18 protein-coding genes are annotated in these 18,226 nt (G+C 67.8%); all 18 read left to right on the plus strand.

Features of this window, described 5'->3' with window-relative positions:
• Positions 1–64: 64 nt before the first annotated feature.
• Positions 65–1,555, plus strand: coding sequence for a flagellin (locus tag CXG43_RS19590; protein WP_101099016.1), 1,491 nt, complete (start codon positions 65–67; stop codon positions 1,553–1,555).
• 295 nt (positions 1,556–1,850) lie between these two features.
• Entirely contained in the window at positions 1,851–3,362 is a 1,512-nt protein-coding gene (locus CXG43_RS05415) for a flagellin (RefSeq protein WP_101099017.1), read from the plus strand.
• A 217-nt stretch (positions 3,363–3,579) separates the two neighbouring features.
• On the plus strand, positions 3,580–4,926 hold the full coding sequence (gene fliD / locus CXG43_RS05420; RefSeq protein WP_101099018.1) for a flagellar filament capping protein FliD: 1,347 nt from the start codon (positions 3,580–3,582) through the stop codon (positions 4,924–4,926).
• Between the two features lie 112 nt (positions 4,927–5,038).
• Positions 5,039–5,458, plus strand: coding sequence for a flagellar export chaperone FliS (fliS, locus tag CXG43_RS05425; RefSeq protein WP_101099019.1), 420 nt, complete (start codon positions 5,039–5,041; stop codon positions 5,456–5,458).
• Positions 5,455–5,754 carry a hypothetical protein gene (locus CXG43_RS05430; protein ID WP_101099020.1) on the plus strand — a complete coding sequence of 100 codons (300 nt, stop codon included), beginning with the start codon at positions 5,455–5,457 and terminating at the stop codon, positions 5,752–5,754. Before fliS ends, CXG43_RS05430 begins: the two co-directional genes overlap by 4 nt.
• On the plus strand, positions 5,751–6,329 hold the full coding sequence (locus CXG43_RS05435; RefSeq protein ID WP_101099021.1) for a PilZ domain-containing protein: 579 nt from the start codon (positions 5,751–5,753) through the stop codon (positions 6,327–6,329). The genes CXG43_RS05430 and CXG43_RS05435 overlap by 4 nt, the downstream gene beginning before the upstream one ends.
• 100 nt (positions 6,330–6,429) lie before the next feature.
• Positions 6,430–7,062: a response regulator transcription factor gene (locus tag CXG43_RS05440; RefSeq protein WP_042615450.1), complete on the plus strand. Its 633-nt coding sequence runs from the start codon at positions 6,430–6,432 to the stop codon at positions 7,060–7,062.
• A gap of 250 nt (positions 7,063–7,312) precedes the next feature.
• Entirely contained in the window at positions 7,313–8,722 is a 1,410-nt protein-coding gene (rpoN, locus tag CXG43_RS05445; RefSeq protein ID WP_101099038.1) for an RNA polymerase factor sigma-54, read from the plus strand.
• A gap of 12 nt (positions 8,723–8,734) precedes the next feature.
• Positions 8,735–9,106, plus strand: coding sequence for a response regulator transcription factor (locus CXG43_RS05450; protein ID WP_057507695.1), 372 nt, complete (start codon positions 8,735–8,737; stop codon positions 9,104–9,106).
• A gap of 1 nt (position 9,107) precedes the next feature.
• On the plus strand, positions 9,108–10,586 hold the full coding sequence (locus tag CXG43_RS05455) for a sigma-54 dependent transcriptional regulator (RefSeq protein WP_101099022.1): 1,479 nt from the start codon (positions 9,108–9,110) through the stop codon (positions 10,584–10,586).
• Between the two features lie 262 nt (positions 10,587–10,848).
• Entirely contained in the window at positions 10,849–11,292 is a 444-nt protein-coding gene (locus tag CXG43_RS05460; RefSeq protein ID WP_101099023.1) for a hypothetical protein, read from the plus strand.
• A 145-nt stretch (positions 11,293–11,437) separates the two neighbouring features.
• Positions 11,438–11,806: a flagellar hook-basal body complex protein FliE gene (gene fliE, locus CXG43_RS05465; RefSeq protein ID WP_042615448.1), complete on the plus strand. Its 369-nt coding sequence runs from the start codon at positions 11,438–11,440 to the stop codon at positions 11,804–11,806.
• 12 nt (positions 11,807–11,818) lie between these two features.
• Positions 11,819–13,459: a flagellar basal-body MS-ring/collar protein FliF gene (gene fliF / locus CXG43_RS05470; RefSeq protein WP_101099024.1), complete on the plus strand. Its 1,641-nt coding sequence runs from the start codon at positions 11,819–11,821 to the stop codon at positions 13,457–13,459.
• Positions 13,452–14,453: a flagellar motor switch protein FliG gene (gene fliG, locus CXG43_RS05475; RefSeq protein ID WP_042615421.1), complete on the plus strand. Its 1,002-nt coding sequence runs from the start codon at positions 13,452–13,454 to the stop codon at positions 14,451–14,453. The genes fliF and fliG overlap by 8 nt, the downstream gene beginning before the upstream one ends.
• Positions 14,454–14,503: 50 nt before the next feature.
• Positions 14,504–15,082: a FliH/SctL family protein gene (locus CXG43_RS05480; RefSeq protein ID WP_223181854.1), complete on the plus strand. Its 579-nt coding sequence runs from the start codon at positions 14,504–14,506 to the stop codon at positions 15,080–15,082.
• A complete protein-coding gene (locus CXG43_RS05485) occupies positions 15,079–16,464 on the plus strand; it encodes a FliI/YscN family ATPase (protein ID WP_057507691.1) in 1,386 nt (461 codons plus the stop codon). The genes CXG43_RS05480 and CXG43_RS05485 overlap by 4 nt, the downstream gene beginning before the upstream one ends.
• Positions 16,461–16,919 (plus strand): flagellar export protein FliJ, encoded by a 459-nt coding sequence (gene fliJ / locus CXG43_RS05490; RefSeq protein WP_101099025.1) that lies wholly within the window; start codon positions 16,461–16,463, stop codon positions 16,917–16,919. The genes CXG43_RS05485 and fliJ overlap by 4 nt, the downstream gene beginning before the upstream one ends.
• Entirely contained in the window at positions 16,919–18,010 is a 1,092-nt protein-coding gene (locus tag CXG43_RS05495; RefSeq protein ID WP_101099040.1) for a flagellar hook-length control protein FliK, read from the plus strand. The genes fliJ and CXG43_RS05495 overlap by 1 nt, the downstream gene beginning before the upstream one ends.
• Positions 18,011–18,226: the final 216 nt, after the last annotated feature.

Consider the following 18,226-nt stretch of genomic DNA (forward strand, 5'->3'; position numbering starts at 1 on the left):
CCTTCATCCGGGCGCCCCAAGCGCGCCTCTACCAACAGACCCGAGCAACCCACGGAGACGCCCCATGGCACAGATCATCAACACCAACACGATGTCGCTGAACGCCCAGCGCAACCTTTCCACCAGCGGCAACTCGCTGGCCACCTCGATCCAGCGCCTGTCATCGGGCCTGCGCATCAACAGTGCGAAGGACGACGCGGCGGGCCTGGCGATCTCCGAGCGCTTCACCACCCAGATCCGCGGCATCAACCAGGCCGCGCGCAATGCCAACGACGGCATTTCGCTGGCGCAGACCGCCGAAGGCGCGCTGGGCGAGATCGGCAACAACCTGCAGCGCATCCGCGAGCTGGCCGTGCAGGCGCGCAACGCCACCAACTCCGATTCCGACCGCCAGGCGCTGAACGCCGAAGTGCAGTTGTTGAAGGCTGAGATCCAGCGCGTCGCAGAGCAGACCAACTTCAACGGCACCAACCTGCTGGACGGCAGCTTCACCAACCAGGCCTTCCAGATCGGCGCCGACCAGGGCCAGACGATCAACATCTCGCAGATCGCCAACGCCAACATCAAGGAACTGGGCAACTGGAACCAGGTCGACACCTCGGCCACGTTCACCGCCGTCGCACCAGCAGGCACCGGCGGTGGCGTGGCCGGTCCGGGCCTGGCCAGCCTGAGCCTTGCCGGCGTGGCGGACCCGACCGCGACGTTCACCTTCGAAGTGGATGGCACCGAAGTGACCGTTGCAGCCGATGGCGCGCGTGATGCGGCCGGCCTGGCGGCTGAAGTGGCCACCCAGATCAACAGCGTGCGCCCCGGCCTGGCCAGTGCCGACGGCAACGACGTTGCGCTGGAAAACACGGGTGCGGCTGCCGTGGTGGTCGATACGTTCTCCAACGGCGTTGCAGCACAGACGGTCGCCGCACAGGGCGCGGGCGGCACTGCGACCTACTCTGCCGGCAGCTTCACCCTGACCGGCGCCAAGGGCACCGCTACCATCAACTTCGCTGCGGCTGGCGGTGCAGGACAGCGTGCCAGCGATCTGGTCAAGTCGATCAACGACCAGAGCTACAACACCGGTGTTACCGCTTCGCTGGACAGCAGCGGCCGCCTGCTGCTGGCATCGCAGGATGGCGACTTCACCCTGGCCGGCGGCGCAACGCTGACCGAACAGACCGGCCTGACCGCCGGCACCACCGCCGGCGCCGCCATCGGCAGCGCGTGGGCGGCCGGTCTGCCCAAGTCGGGCTTCGCCGACTTGGACATCACCTCCACGTTGGGCGCGGACAACGCGCTCAACGCAATGGATGCGGCGCTGACCTCGATCAACTCCTCGCGCGCTGATCTGGGTGCGGTGCAGAACCGCTTCAGTTCCACCATCGCCAACCTGACCACTTCCTCGGAGAACATGTCCGCCGCGCGCAGCCGCATCCGCGATACGGACTATGCGACGGAGACCGCCGAACTGACCCGCACGCAGATCCTGCAGCAGGCCGGCACGGCGATGCTGGCCCAGGCCAACCAGGCGCCGCAGAACGTGCTCAGCCTGCTGCAGTCGTAAAACGCTGAGGCCGGGTGGCACACGCCACGCCGGCCCCGGTGGCGCCGAGCCAAGCGCAGCACCCAAAGGCCCCGCCAGGCAACCGGCGGGGCCTTTCTGCCTCCAAAGGCCGCCGAGCATGGCCCGACGCTACCGATCCTGGAAAAAAATATTGACTTGTGGCTAAAGGCTGGGCAGGCAGTGCCGTTATTGATTTCAGCAGCGGCAGCACACCCCCACCGGGGCGCCCATCCACTGCCCCCGTTACCGGCCAGGCTGATCTGCCGGACCCACTGCCAAAAAGGAAAACCGCACCATGGCACAAGTCATCAACACCAACACCATGTCGCTCAACGCACAGCGCAACCTGGGCACCAGCGGCAACAGCCTCGCCACCTCGATCCAGCGCCTGTCTTCGGGCCTGCGCATCAACAGCGCCAAGGACGACGCGGCCGGCCTGGCCATCTCCGAGCGCTTCACCACCCAGGTGCGCGGCATGAACCAGGCGTCGCGCAACGCCAATGACGGTATCTCGCTGGCACAGACCGCCGAAGGCGCGCTGGGCGAGATCGGCAACAACCTGCAGCGCATCCGCGAGCTGGCCGTGCAGTCCCGCAACGCCACCAACTCCGATTCGGACCGCCAGGCCCTGAACTCGGAAGTGCAGCTGCTGAAGGCTGAAATCCAGCGCGTTGCCGAGCAGACCAACTTCAACGGCACCAAGCTGCTGGACGGCAGCTTCCAGAGCCAGTCCTTCCAGATCGGCGCCAACCAGGGCCAGACCATCGACATCGCCCAGATCGCCAACGCGAACATCGCTTCGCTGGGCAACTGGAACAAGGTCGACACCGCCGCCAAGATGACCGGCGCGGCTCCGGCCGGCGCAGCAGGCGCAGGCGGTGGTGCCGCTACCCCGGGTACCGCGACGCTGGACCTGTCGGCGGTGGACGTGGAAGCCGAATTCAACTTCACCGTCGATGGCGAGAACGTCTCCGTCGCAGCCGGCGTCGGCCGTAGCGCCGCTGACTTCGCCACCGCCGTGGTAGCCGCCATCAACGGCGAAGCCGCTGGCCTGGCCACTGTTGACGGCACCAACGTCGCCCTGTCCAACACCACCGCCGCCGCGGTTGAACTGGCCGGCGACGTGCCGGGTGGCGTCACCACCGTGGCGGCCCAGACCGCTGGCGGCGCCGCCGGTGCCAACACCTTCTCCTCGGGCAGCTTCACCCTGACCGGTTCGAAGGGTTCGGCCACGATCAACTTCGGCGAAGCCGGCAGCTCGGCACAGCGCGCTGACGAACTGGTCAAGTCGATCAATGCCCAGAGCTACAACACCGGCGTTTCCGCTTCGCTGGATTCGGGCAAGCTGGTCCTGACCGGCGCTGATGGCAACGTCACCGTGGCTGCCGGCGGCGGCTCCGATGCCGCTGGCCTGCTGGCCCAGACCGGCCTGACCGCAGGTTCCACCGCCGCCAGCGCCGTGGGCACTGCCTGGGCCGCCGGCGCTGCCGACACCGGCTTTGACGACCTGGACATCTCCGACGTTGCCGGTGCGGACAACGCACTGAAGGCGATGGACGCTGCACTGGACTCGATCAACTCCGCCCGCGCCGACCTGGGCGCCGTGCAGAACCGCTTCACCTCGGTGGTGGCCAACCTGAGCACCTCCTCAGAGAACATGTCCGCTGCACGCAGCCGCATCCGCGATACCGACTATGCGTCGGAAACCGCTGAGCTGACCCGTAACCAGATCCTGCAGCAGGCCGGTACGGCGATGTTGGCCCAGGCCAACCAGTCCAGCCAGAACGTGCTGAGCCTGCTGCGCTGATCCTTCGGCCAAGCAATACGTAATACCGGAAAGGGGGCGAAAGCCCCCTTTTCGTTTGTGTGGCCAGTGAAGGATTGACGGCCAGCGGCCGTCATTACCGGGGTGGCACGGGGCTTGCATCACCGTCGGCAGCGCAACCGCGCTCAAGCTTGCCCGACCACGGCCGATAGCTGATGCATGGCATCGGCTCGTGCCGTCACAGCACAAGGATCCTTCCATGTCCCTCGGCACCATCGGTTCCGGCCTCGACATTCCTTCCCTGGTCTCCCAGCTGGTTGCCAGTGAGCGCGCGCCGCGCCAGAACCAGATCAATACCGCCGGAACCGCCGCGACGGCCAAGGTGTCCGCACTGGGCAGCATCAAGAATGGCATGACCAGCCTGCAGACGGCCTTGATCGCACTGGTCAAGGGCGCCGCCGCGCCGGGCATCAAGCCCAGCACGCCGACGGAATCGAACTTCACCGCCACCCTGGACACCGCCACGACCGCCGGCAAAGCGGCGGCCGGTACGCACGAGGTGGAGGTCAAGACACTGGCGCAGAGCCAGAAGCTCAGCTCCAAGGCCTATGAGAAGGACGCGGTGATCGGCGACGGCACGCTCAGCATCGGCCACGGTGACAAGACGATCAACGTCACCATTCCTGTCGGCGCCAAGCTGGCAGAGGTCGCTGCGGCGATCAACTCCGCCGCCGGCGGAAAGGGTGTCACCGCTGCCATCGTGACCGCCGATGATGGCCAGCACCTGGTGCTGAGTGCGGTGGATTCGGGCACCAAGGGCGCACTTACCATCAGCACGACTGGCGGCAATGGCGGCCTCGCCGACCTGGTCCACGATCCGGCCGGCACCTCGAAACTGACCGAGATGGTCGCGGCCCAGGATGCGGTAGTCGTGGTGGACGGCTTCACCCGCACCTCCAGTTCAAACACCATCACCGACCTGGTTCCCGGCATAAGCTTGACGCTGACCAAAGCCAAGGAAGGCGAAAAGCAGACACTGACCCTGACCCCGGACAACACGGCGCTGAAGTCAAACCTGACTGCCTTCGTCAGCGCCTACAACGCCATCCAGGGCACGCTGAAATCCTCAAGCGCCTACAACGCCGAAACCGGTACGGCCTCCACGCTGACCGGCGATGCGATGGTGCGCGGGCTGCAGCAGCAGCTGCGCAGCTCGCTCAGCGCCAACGTCAATGATCTCAAGGCCATGGGCATGACCATCGCCGCAGATGGCACCCTGAGCCTGGACGCGGCCAAGCTCGATACCGCGATCGGCAAGGATCCCGAAGCGGTGAAGGCGCTGTTCGGGGCAGAAGGCAGCATTGGCAAATCGATGACCGCCCTGCTGAAGAGCAACCTGGATACCAGCACCGGCACGCTTACCCAGCGCACCAATTCGCTCAACAAGGAAATCAAGGCGCTGGAAAAGCAGCTGGATGACCTGGATGCGCGGATGGAGAAGGTCAGCGAGCGCTACACCAAGCAATTCACCGCCATGGAAAAGATGGTGGCGCAGATGCAGAGCGCGAGCGGTTCGCTCAGCTCGCAGCTGCTCAGCAACAGCTGATCGACTCAAGTTCGTCGGCCTCCGGGCCGATATCAAATGAAACATCTGGTGCCATCGCGCGTCGCCCGCCTCCGGGACCGCACGCACCATGGGACCCCAGGAGAAACCATACATGTACGGCACAAACCGGCAGTTCGCCGAGCAGTACCGCAAGGTCGGCGTCAGCACTTCGGTGGTCGATGCGGACCCGCACAAGCTGGTGGCGCTGCTGCTGGCCGGTGCCTGCGAGCGCATCCGCACCGCCGAGGCCGCGCTGCAGCGCAGTGACCAGGCGCGCAAGGGCAAGGCGATCGGCGAAGCCTGCTCGATCGTCGGCCATCTCGACGGATCGCTGGACCATGAGGCCGGCGGTGAGATCGCCGCCAACCTGTCCGCGCTCTACGAGTTCGTGATCGTGCGCTTGACCGAAGCCAACCTGCACAACGATCCGGCTGCGCTGAAGGATGCACTGAGCCTGATGATGGAGATCGACTCGGCCTGGAACGCCATCCCCGGCGACCAGCGCCAGATCCGTGGCGCAGGGACACCATGAGCGCGCTGGTGCTGCAGCCGCTGCACGCCTCGCTGGAGACGCTGGAAGCGCACCTGCCCAGCGGCGACCATGAAGGCAGCGAACGCCTGATGGCCGAGCACCTGCAGGCGGTGGCCGCGCTGTCGCTGAGCGTCGAACGCCCCACCGATGAGGCGATCCGGACCCTGCTTGCCCATCAGCAGCGGGTGAGGGGCCGCATGGTGCAGCTCCGCGATGAAGCGGCTGCCCACCTCAACCACGGCAAGCGCTCCCTTCGCGCTGCGCATGCCTACCTGAAGGCAGAATCGCTGGCATGAACACGCCCGCCGCGCCGCTGATCCACCATCCCGCTGAAAGCGAGCTGTTCGATGAAACGCTGAGCTGCGACGTGGACCTGCCCGCGGACTTCCTGCGCGGCAGCGGCGGCGTGCGCGCCAGCGCGGCCGAGCAGCTGCTGCGCAGCATCGGCCTGGTGGAAGACAGCCGCGGCGAGGACAAAGACGACCGCGGCGAAGCCAGCCCCGGCCAGCAGCGCATCGAAGCCAAGCTCGATCTGGTGCTGCTGCTGGTGGGCCGGCTGGTACGCCAGCAGGCCGATGCCCTGCCCCTGCGTCCGCTACGCTGGTCGCGACGCGGCATCCGACTGCAGCTGGGCCCGCGCAGCGGCGCGGTTGCGGGCAGTGCCGGCACGGTGCGCCTGCAGCCCAGCGACTGGCTGCCGGACCACGTGGACCTGCCCGTGCAGGTGGTGGCCGAAGCAGCCAACGGCGCCGGCGGCCACTATCTGTGGCTGCGTTTCGACGAGCTCGGTGACGGGCTGGAAATGGCAATGGAACGCCACCTGTTCCGCCTGCACCGCCGCCAGATCGCCGACGCCCGACGCTACCGCTGAGGCGCAATACGGGATGGCCGTCGCTGTACGCGACTGTCGCTATTGGCTGCCCGGCCCCGGTCCGTTATGGTGGTCCCTTCCCTGCCTGTAGCTGCTCACCTTGCGCGTTCTGATCGTCGACGACCACACCCTAGTCCGCGCCGGCCTTGGGCGACTGCTGCAGGGATTCGCCGATGTCCAGCTGGTGGCCGAAGCCAGCAATGCTGAACAGGCGCTCCAGCAAGCGCTGCAGCATGCACCGGATGTGGTGCTGATGGATCTTTCCCTGCCCGGGCGGACCGGCCTGGAAGCACTCAGCGATATACGCCTGCATGCCCCTGGATCGCGCGTGGTGATGATGACCATGCATGACGACGTCGCCCACGTGCGTGATGCGCTGGATCGCGGCGCAGTAGGTTTCGTGGTCAAGGATGCCGCGCCTGGCGAACTGGAACTGGCACTGCGCGCGGCGCATGCCGGCCAGGTGTTCCTGAGCCCGCAGATTTCGGCAAAGATGCTTGCCCCGATGCTGGGGCGGGAGAAGCCGGTGGGCGTGGCGGCCCTGTCCCCGCGCCAGCGCGAGATCCTGCGCCGGATCGGCAGCGGGCAGAGCAACAAGGAAATGGCGGCCGACCTCGGGATCAGCGTCAAGACCGTGGAAACCCATCGCGCGCGGATGATGGAATCGCTGGGCTGCCGTCGCGCCAATGACCTGGTGCTGCTGGCCGCGCGCCACCAGAGCGATCTGGAATAGCGGGCGACGACGCTTTTCCGACGCCGTGGCCGCCGCGCGTCGAGATTCCTGCGACGGCAGGCCGGACCGCTACTGCAGATCAGGCACTTGCAACGGGCACCGTGACGGAAACCCGTTGCGATGTAGGGATTTTCCTGACCACGGGTCAGGGGCGGCCCTAGCGCGCTCAGGAACCCCCCGATTTCCCCTACCCCGGCCAACAAGCAAGATGTGTTCCATAACGCGTCGGGGATGGCGCAGGGGAATGCAGATGAAAGCCGCACTCAATGTCCAGCTGGGCCAGAACCTCCACCTGACACCGCAGTTGCTGCAGTCGATCCGGCTGCTGCAGCTCGATGGCCTGCAGCTGGAGCAGGAAATCCAGCGCGCCCTGGACAACAACCCGCTGCTGGAAATCGAGGAAGTCCGCGACAGCGTGGCCGAGGCAGGCAGCGCGGTGGACGCGGCCACCGATGCGGCCGCCTTCGACGAACTGCCCGAGAGCGGCATGTGGGACATCCCCGGCGCCAGCTGGCAGGACGGTGACGACGACCGCATGGCGCGCATCGCCGCCGGCCAGTCCAGCGATCCGCACCTGCGCATCCTGCAGGGCCTGGCACTGGAACTGGACGAGCGCGCACTGGGCATCGCCGCCTTCTGGCTGGAACATTGCGACGATGCGGGTTACCTGCAGTCTCCGCTGGCGCAGCTGCAACTGCTGGGCAGCGCCCGGCTGGACGTGCAGGCCGAAGAACTGGAGGCCATCCGCCAGCGCCTGCTGCAGGGCGACCCGGCCGGCATGGCCGCACAGCACCTGGGTGAATGCCTGCAGGCCCAGTTGGACGCCCTGCCCGGCGCGGTGGCCGCCCGCCATCTGGCACGGCGCATACTGGCCGGATCGCTGGAGTTGCTGGCCGGCCACGATTACCCCGCCCTGGCCGCGGCGCACGGCAGTGAAGAAGCCGACGTGCACGAAGCGGTACGGCTGATCCTGTCCCTGCAGCCGCGGCCCGGTGACAGCCTGCTGCCCGAGCGCAACGCGGTGGTGGTGCCCGATGTCAGCGCCTGGCACGCCGACGGCCAGTGGCGCGTTGCGCTGAACAGCCGCAGCAGCCGCCGGGTGGGCATCAACCGGGACTACGAACAGGCCCTGGCCGACTGCCCCGATGCCAGCCCGGCCATGCGCGAAATGCTCGCCGAGGCGCGCTGGCTGACCCGCGGCCTGTCGATGCGCCACGACACCCTGCTGCGCACCGCGCGGGTGATCGTCGAGCGCCAGGCCGCCTTCCTGACCCGCGGCGACGAGGCGATGGCCCCGCTGACCCTGAAGGAAGTGGCCGATAGCATCGGCATGCACGAATCCACCGTTTCGCGCATCACCACCGGCAAATACCTGCAGACCCCGCGTGGTACCTTCGAACTCAAGCACTTCTTCGCCGTGCGGCTGGAAGGGGCCAGCGTCTCCGGGGCGGCCGTGAAAGCCATGGTGCGCCGGCTGATCGAATCTGAACCGGCGGGGCGGCCACTGGCCGATGAGGCCATCGCCGGGCTGCTGGCGCGCCAGGGAGTGAACATTGCACGCCGGACCGTTGCAAAATACCGGGAACAACTGGATATCGCCCCGGCGCGCGAGCGCCGTCGGCCGGTGGTCCGGCAACCGCTGATGGCCCGGGTGGGCTGAGGACGAACTGGAATGGACAAGCTCACCGTGTTGCTGGTCGATGACCACGAGGGTTTCATCAACGCCGCCATGCGCCACTTCCGCAAGGTTGACTGGCTGGCCGTGGTCGGCAGCGCCGGCAACGGACTGGAAGCCATCGAGCGCTCGGAAAGCCTGCGTCCGCAGGTGGTGCTGATGGACCTGGCGATGCCGGAAATGGGCGGCCTGCAGGCTACCCGCCTGATCAAATCGCAGGACGATGCCCCGTACATCGTGATCGCCAGCCACTTCGACGATGCCGAACACCGCGAGCATGCCTTGCGCGCCGGCGCCGACAATTTCGTCAGCAAGCTGTCCTATATCCAGGAAGTCATGCCGATCCTGGAAGGGTTGAAGGGAAACTGAAATGAGCGAGTCACGGATCCTGCTGCTGGACAATGACGCTGTCCGCGCCGAGCACACCGTCGCCCTGCTGGAGTTCATGGATTTCAACCCGCGCTGGGTGTCCGACGCGGCGGACTTCTCCACCGGCCGCTATCGCCAGAACGACTGGATGGCGGTGATCGTCGGTGCGCTGGACGACAACGAAGCCAGCAGCGCGTTGTTCCAGTGGCTGGGCCAGAGCAGCCTGCCGCCGCCGGTGCTGTTGATCGACGGCGATGCACAGGCGTTCGCGCGCCGGCACGGCATGCATGAGGCCAACATCTGGCCACTGGAGGCGCCGCTGCGCCACGCCCAGATGGAGGCGCTGCTGCGCCGCGCCAGCCTCAAGCGGCTGGACGCTGAACACCAGGCCGGCGCGGTGCAGGAACAAGGCCCCACTGGCACCGGGCCAGCGGTGATCGCACTGCGCCAGATGATCGAACAGGTGTCGGCGTTCGACACCACCGTGCTGGTACTGGGCGAGTCCGGGACCGGCAAGGAAGTGGTGTCGCGTGCGATCCACCAGCGCTCACCGCGCCGCGATGGGCCGTTCGTTGCGATCAACTGCGGCGCGATTCCGCCGGACCTGCTGGAAAGCGAGTTGTTCGGTCACGAAAAAGGCGCGTTCACCGGTGCGCTGAGCACGCGCAAGGGCCGTTTCGAAATGGCCGAGGGCGGCACCCTGCTGCTGGACGAGATCGGGGACATGAGCCTGCCGATGCAGGTCAAGTTGCTGCGCGTGCTGCAGGAACGCAGCTTCGAGCGCGTCGGAGGAAACGAGACGATCCGCTGCAACGTGCGCGTCATCGCCGCCACCCACCGCGATCTGGAAAGCCGCATCGCCGATGGCAAGTTCCGCGAGGACCTGTTCTACCGGCTCAACGTGTTCCCGATCGACGTACCGGCGCTGCGCGAACGCATCGAAGACCTGCCGATGCTGGCCGAGAACATCGCCGCCCAGCTGGCGCGCACCGGCCGTGGCGAAGTCCGCTTCGCACCCGAAGCGCTGCAGGCACTGACCACCTATGCCTGGCCTGGCAACGTGCGCGAACTGACCAACCTGGTCGAGCGCCTGGCCGTGCTGCATCCCGGTGGCACCGTGCGCGTGCAGGACCTGCCGGTGCGTTATCGGGCCGACCTGCCGGTGCCGGCGGTAGCAGTCGCCCCCGTGCTGGACGCCCCGGCCTCCGGCGATGACCGGTTGGACCTGCGAAGCTTCTCCTTCCATGCCCCCGGCCAGGGCCATGCCCCGCCGGCACCGCCGGCCGGCCTGCCGGATGACGGGCTGGACCTGCGCAACCATATGGCGACCATCGAACTGGCGCTGATCCATGAGGCGCTGGAACGCACCCAGGGCGTGGTGGCGCATGCCGCCCAGCTGCTGGGCCTGCGTCGCACGACACTGGTGGAGAAGCTGCGCAAGTACGGTATCGAACGCGACCAGCCGGAATTGACTGGCTGACCGAAACGGCGGAGAACGCCGGCAACGCTGGTAGCGCCGAGCCGCGCTCGGCGAGCGCAGCGGCAAGGGCAACGCCGTGACGACCAACGGTCGTCACCCACCGGATGCGACGGTCGTCACCCACCACGACCAACGGTCGTCACCCACCGGATGAGACGGCCGTCACTACCGAGAAGCGCCCACGCGCCGATTGGGGCTTTTCTTAGGGCCGGCACTCATCTCCAGGCGCACGCTGGAAGCTCCGTCCTGCCGGAGCACCTCCATGCGCACTTTTTTCTGGCTTCTTCCGCTGGCCGCCGGCCTGCTCCCCGCCGCGTACGCCACCCCCTACACCGCCGAGCCCGGCTGCCGCCTGCCCGAGCATGTCGACGGCCGCCGCTTCACCAATCTCAGCGACCCCACCTGGCGTCCGGACAATCCGAACGCCGGGCGCATGGTCCGCGTGGATTTCTCGGGCAACCGCTACCTGCTCAGCGTGCTCGGCACGCGCCTGCGCTTCCACGGCAGCTATGCCTATCGGCGCATCGCCGACAACATGGCGGTCATCGACATGCATGAAGCCTTCGAAGCCGGCGACAGCCACTATCAGTTGATGCTGAGCTGCCACACCGACCTGCAGGGGCGCTTCGTGTTCACCCAGTTCGATGGCCCGATGGAACCGCGGCGCCGCCAGAACGGTGGCACCTGGACCCTGCAGCCGCGCTGACACGCAGCGGCGAGGCGGAAACCCGGCGCCGGGTTTCCGTCATCGCCTGCCCGCATGGCAGCTGAACCACTCAGCGATTCCGGCACGGCACTTGCATGAGTACCGGGGCAAGCCTCCTCGTTCCCGCTCCATGGAATCGCGCCACATGACCCACTCCGTCACCTCGATCCTTTCGCAGATCCGCAGCTTCCAGACCCAGGCCTCGCAGCCTCTGGCCAGCCCGCTGGGGGAGATGCCGCGCACCAATGCGATCCCGACCGGAGCCCCGGGCACCATCGGCGCGCCCACGCCTGCCAGTTTCAGCGACACCCTGCGTGGCGCCCTGTCCGGGGTGAACGAGGCACAGGCCAAGTCCGGCGCCCTCGCCCGTGACTTCGAACTCGGCGTCCCGGGCGCAGACCTGGCCAAGGTCATGGTCGCTTCGCAGCAGTCCCAGATCGCCTTCCGCGCAACCGTGGAAGTCCGCAACCGTCTCGTCCAGGCTTACCAGGACGTGATGAACATGCCGCTGTAAGGATCACCTGCGATGGCTTTGACCCTTTCCAAGGAAGCACTGAACGGCGAAAAGGCCGGGCAGTGGTTTGATCGCCTGCAGAGCCTGCAGATCGCCCGCCGCCTGGGCCTGATGGCGATGATCGCAGTGGCCGTGGCCGCTGGCCTGGCCGTGTTCTTCTGGTCGCAGAAGCCGGGCATGGTGCCGCTGTACACCGGCCTGGACCAGAAGGCGACCGCCGAGGCGACCGACCTGCTGCGTGCCGCGCAGATCCCGTTCGAACTGGACGCGGCCACCGGCGGCATCACCGTGCCGGAGAAGAACCTGCACGATGCGCGCCTGAAGCTGGCCAGCTCCGGCCTGACCGACAACGGCCGGCTCGGCTTCGAACTGATGGAGCGCGACCCGGGCTTCGGTGTCAGCCAGTTCGTGGAAAGCGCGCGCTACCAGCATTCGCTGGAAACCGAACTGTCGCGCACCATCAACACGCTGCGCCCGGTGCGCGATTCCCGCGTCCACCTGGCCATTCCCAAGCCCAGCGCGTTCACCCGCCAGCGCGACGTGGCCAGTGCCTCTGTGGTGCTGGAACTGCGCGGTGGCCAGCAGCTGGAGCGCGGCCAGGTCGACGCCATCGTGCACATGGTTGCTGCCAGCATCCCCGACCTGACCCCTGAGCGGGTCACCGTGGTCGACCAGAGCGGCCGCATGCTCAGCGTGTCCGATCCGAACAGCGAAGCGGCGCTCAATGCCGCCCAGTTCGAACAGGTGCGTCGCCAGGAAACCTCGTTCAACCAGCGCATCCGCGAACTGCTGGAACCGATGACCGGCCCCGGCCGGGTCAAGCCGGAAGTAACGGTGGCGATGGACTTTTCCACCACCGAAGAGGCACGCGAGCTGTACAACGGCGAGCCGGCCAAGGTGCGCAGCGAACAGACCAGCGAGAACTCCACCAGCACGGCCGGCCCGCAGGGTGTGCCGGGGGCGGCCAGCAATGCGCCGCCCGGCCAGCCGGCGCCGGCGGCCACTGCGGCCGCACCAACGGAGACCTCGCGCAATGCCACGCGCAACTACGAACTGGACCGCACCCTGCAGCACACCCGGCAGCCGGGTGGCCGCATCGAACGCGTTTCGGTGGCGGTATTGCTGGACAACGTGCCGCGCCCCGGCGCCAACGGCAAGATGACCGAACAGGCGCTGTCGGCGGCCGAGCTGACCCGCATCGAAGGACTGGTCAAGCAGGCGGTCGGCTTCAACGCCGAGCGCGGCGACACCGTGTCGGTGATGAATGCCCCGTTCGTGCGCGAAGTGACCCCGATCGAAGGCCCGAACTGGTGGGAACTGCCGTGGGTGCAGGATGGACTGCGCCTGCTGCTGGGCGCCATCGTGGTGCTGGCGCTGCTGTTCGGCGTGCTGCGCCCCGCCCTGCGTGCGATCAGCGGCGACGGCCCGAAGCCGGCGCAGCTCGGCCAGGATCCGCTCACCGCCGATGTGCAGCTGGTGGACGATGACATGGACCTGCCGGCCCTGGAGCGCGACCGCGCCAGTCTGGGCGGCGTACCGCTGGCACTGCCAGTGGACTCTTACGAAGAACGACTGCGGATGGCACGCGAATCTGTGAAGACCGACTCCAAGCGGGTGGCCCAGGTGGTCAAGGGCTGGGTGGCCCATGAGTGAGGCCCAGCTCAACGGCGTGCAGCGCGCCGCCATCCTGCTGCTGTCGCTCGGCGAACAGGAGGCAGCCGACGTGCTGCGCCACATGGAGCCGAAGGAGGTGCAGAAGATCGGCATCGCCATGGCGACCATGAGCAACGTCACCCGCGAACAGGTCGAAGGGGTGATGGACAGCTTCAACAACGAACTGATGTCCAAGACCTCGCTGGGCGTGGGATCGGACGACTACATCCGCAACATGCTGGTGCAGGCGCTGGGCAGTGAGAAGGCCAACAGCCTGATCGACCGCATCCTGCTCGGCCGCAACACCACCGGACTGGACGCGCTGAAGTGGATGGATCCGCGCGCAGTGGCCGATCTGGTGCGCAACGAACACCCACAGATCATCGCCATCGTGATGGCCCACCTGGAAACCGACCAGGCCGCCGACGCGCTGAAGCTGCTGCCCGAGCGCACCCGCGTGGACGTGCTGCTGCGCATCGCCACGCTCGACGGGATCCCGCCGAACGCGCTGAACGAGTTGAACGAAATCATGGAACGCCAGTTCGCCGGCAACCAGAACCTGAAGTCGTCCAACATCGGCGGCGTGCAGGTGGCGGCCAACATCCTCAACTTCATGGACAGCGGGCAGGACCAGGTGATCCTGGGCGAGATCGCGCGCGTGGATGCGTCGCTGAGCGGCCGCATCCAGGAAATGATGTTCGTGTTCGACGACCTGGTGGACCTGGACGACCGCGAAATGCAGCTGGTGCTGCGCGAAGTCAGTGGCGAGCGGCTGGGCCTGGCCCTGCGCGGCGCCGACATCCGGGTGCGCGACAAGATCACCCGCAACATGTCCCAGCGCGCCGCGGAGATCCTGCTGGAAGACATGGAGGCACGCGGTCCGGTGCGCCTGTCCGACGTGGAAGGGGCGCAGCGCGAGATCCTGGCCATCGTCAAGCGCATGGCCGATGAAGGCACGGTCACCCTGGGCGGCAGCGCGGAGGCGATGCTGTGAACAACACCGCGATCCGCTGGAATGCCCCCGACCTGCTGGCCGCCACGCAGCTGCTGCTCGACGAGCAGGCCCTGCACGACGAGCCGGAGATCGAACCCGAACCGATCCTGCAGCCGCCCACGCTGGAAGAAATCCAGGCCATCCAGGACGCCGCCGAGAAAGAAGGGTTCGCCCATGGCCACGCCGAAGGCTATGCCCAGGGGCAGGCCGAAGTGCGCCGCGTGGTCGCGCAGATGGAAGGCATCCTGGACAACTTCAGCCGGCCGCTGGTGCGGCTGGAAAACGAGGCCGTCGCCGCGCTGGGCGAACTGGCCGTACGCATCGCCGGCACCCTGGTCGGCCGCGCGTACCAGACCGATCCGGAACTGCTGGCGCAGCTGGTCGCCGAAGGCGTGGATGCGGTCGGCACCAGCAGCCGTGATGTCGAAGTGCGCCTGCACCCGGATGACATCGCCGCATTGTCGCCCCTGCTCACCCTGTCGCCGCAGCAGCGCCTGGTCCCCGACGCAGCGCTCAGTCGCGGCGACCTGCGCGTGCATGCCGAAAGCGTGCGCATCGACGGCACCCTGGAAGCCCGCCTGCGCGGCGCGCTGGACAAGGTGATGCGCCAGGTCGGGAGCGCGACATGAGCACCTTGGACCTGCCGCTGCCGCCGGAATGGACCGGTGCCCGCAACCTGCGCCTGGGCGCCCGCCTGGATGCCCTGAACTTCGACACCCTGCACGGACGCGGGCTGATCCGCGAAGGCGTGCTGCGCCGCGCCGTCGGCCTGACCCTGGAAGCGGTCGGCTGCGAAGCCCCGCTCGGCGCCAGCTGCAAGGTGGAAGTGGACGGCGGATGGGTGGATTCGGAGGTGGTCGGCTTCGCCGGCGAACGCACCTACCTGATGCCCAGCGCCGAACTGCATGGCCTGCTGCCGAACGCCCGCGTGGTGCCCTCGCTGCGGCGCGGCGGCGGCGTGGACGTGGGAGAAGGCCTGCTTGGCCGGGTCATCGACAGCGATGGCGTGCCGCTGGATGGCAAGGGTCCGATCCGTGCCGAAGGCTCGGTCGGGATGGCCGGCGTGTCGATGAATCCGCTTTCGCGCGAACCGATCACCCAGCCGCTGGACGTCGGCGTGCGCGCGATCAATGCGCTGCTGCCGATCGGACGCGGCCAGCGCGTGGGCCTGTTCGCCGGTTCCGGCGTCGGCAAGTCCACCCTGCTCGGCATGATGACCCGCTTCACCTCCGCCGACGTGATCGTGGTCGGGCTGATCGGCGAACGTGGCCGCGAAGTGCGCGACTTCGTCGAATCCACGCTCGGCGAAGAAGGCCTGCGCCGCGCGGTGGTGGTGGCCGCCCCGGCCGACCGCCCGCCGCTGGCGCGCCTGCACGGTGCTTACCGGGCAACGGCGATTGCCGAGTGGTACCGCGACCAGGGTCTGAACGTGCTGCTGCTGATGGATTCGCTGACCCGTTTCGCCCAGGCCCAGCGTGAAATCGGCTTGTCGGTCGGCGAACCGCCCACCACCCGCGGCTACCCGCCATCGGTGTTTGCCAAGCTGCCTGCGCTGGTGGAGCGCGCCGGCAACGGCGCCAAGGGCCGCGGCTCGATCACCGCGTTCTACACCGTGCTGACCGAGGGCGATGATCCGCAGGATCCCATCGCCGATGCGGCGCGCGCCATCCTCGACGGCCACATCCTGCTGTCGCGGCGGGTCGCCGACAGCGGCCTGTACCCGGCCATCGACGTGGAAGCGTCGGTCAGCCGCGTGGTCACCGAGATCGCCGACGAGCCGTGGCGCCTGCGCATCCGCAAGCTTAAGCGGCTGGTCTCGGCGTACTCCTCCAACCGTGACCTGATCGCCATCGGTGCTTACCAGCGTGGCAACGACGCGGCCACCGACGAAGCACTGGAACGCTGGCCGGAGATCGTCGAATTCCTCGGCCAGGACGTGGCCAAGGCTGCCGACCTTCCCCACAGCCAGGCCGCATTGAAGCGCCTGGTGGAACCGGAGAATCCCGCATGATGCAATCCAAGCGCATCGACCCGCTGCTCAAGCGCGCGCAGGAAAAGGAAGACACCGTCGCCCGCGACCTCGCCGAGCGCCAGCGCACCCTGGACACCCATCTGTCGCGGCTGGACGAACTGCGCCGCTATGCCGAGGAGTACGCCAACGCACAGATGGCCGCCACCAGCCCGGCGCAGCTGCTGAACCGGCGCGCCTTCCTGGACCGGCTGGACAGCGCGGTCAGCCAGCAGAGCCAGACCGTGGACAGCAACCGCGAAAAGGTGGAAGCCGAGCGCGCGCGCCTGCTGCTGGCCAGCCGTGACAAGCAGGTGCTCGAGCAGCTGGCCGCAAGCTATCGCGCGCAGGAACAGCAGGTGGTGGAAAAGCGCACCCAGCGCGAGATGGATGACCTCGGTGCCCGCCGCGTACGTCTGCTGCAGGCCGGCGACGGCGAATCCGGTGGCCAGTCATGATGGCATCTCCCCTCGCGAGCGGTGTGGCCACCAGCGCCGGTAACGGCACGACCACACGCACCGCATCGGCTGGCAGCGAAGCGCCCGGCAACGGGTTCGACCGCCTGCTGAAGGGTGGTGAGCGCAGCAAGCCCTCCGCCACGCCAGCCTCGCAGGCCACCGATGCAGCCCCGCCGCAGAAGGATGCGCAGGCACCTGGCGAGCACGCAGAAGCAGCCGCCGCCGACCCTGCCGCCGAAGCCACCCCGGCCAAGCCGGCCGCACCTGCCGACAACGCCGAGCCCGAACCATCCGATGAGGTGGCCGCCGCGTGGCCGCCGCCGGGACTTGCCGGCCTGCTCCTGTCCGCCGCACCGGTGGTGGCACCAGAAGCCGCGCCTGCCTCGGCCACCCCAGCGACGAACGGCACTGCGGCATCGGCGCCCGCCTCGGCATTGCCTGCACTGGCGAACCCCGGCGCAGCCGCCGTCGCGGGCGGCATCGCACTGGTGCCGGACGGCCCTGCAGCGGGCGCATTGCCAGCCGACATCGAGGCTGCGCTGGCCGCGCTGAGCGCAGAACCGGGCGAAGCCAACGACGAAGCCGCCCCTGCCCCGCTCCTGCACGCCCCCGGTGCGCTGCAGGCCGTCCGTTCGGCCGCCGACATCACCCTGGCGCGGGCGCTTGACCCGACCCCCACCCCGATACTCGGGCAGGAAGGCTTCGATGAAGCCATCAGCGCACGCGTCGGCTGGCTGGCCGAACAGAAGATCGGCCACGCCCACATCCGCATCAGTCCCGAGGACATGGGCACGATCGACGTGCGCCTGCAGATGGACGGCGACAAGGTCCACGCCAGCTTCAGCAGCCCGCATGTCGAGGTGCGCCATGCGCTGGAAAGCACTCTGCCGCGGCTGCGTGAGCTGCTCGGCGAGCAGGGCTTCCAGCTCGCCCATGCCGATGTCGGCCAGCAACAGCAGGGTGACTCCGGCCAGTCCCCGCGTGGCGGCAGCTTCCCCGCCAGCGGCGATGGCGACCCCGGCACGGCGGAGGTGACGCTCTCCAGCGCCCAGTTGATCCGCCAGCGGGGGCTGCTGGACGTACACGCGTGACGGTTTGCCGCCGCCAATAAACCGTCAGGTGGTCGCGAACGGCTGCGCCCCTCGTGGTGGGTCGCGACGAGCCTCTTCTGGTTTGGGCCGGGCGGGAGGGGCTTGGCGGGGGACGCCGTGAATCCGCCCTTGGAGGCCCGGCGCCGCATCCACCGTCTCTTCTACACATCTGACGCCGCCGACGAGCTCACGCGTCTAGCCCCCGACGCCGCCACT

This window comes from Stenotrophomonas sp. Bg11-02 (assembly GCF_002836635.1).
GTDB classification, from domain to species: Bacteria; Pseudomonadota; Gammaproteobacteria; order Xanthomonadales; family Xanthomonadaceae; genus Stenotrophomonas; species Stenotrophomonas lacuserhaii.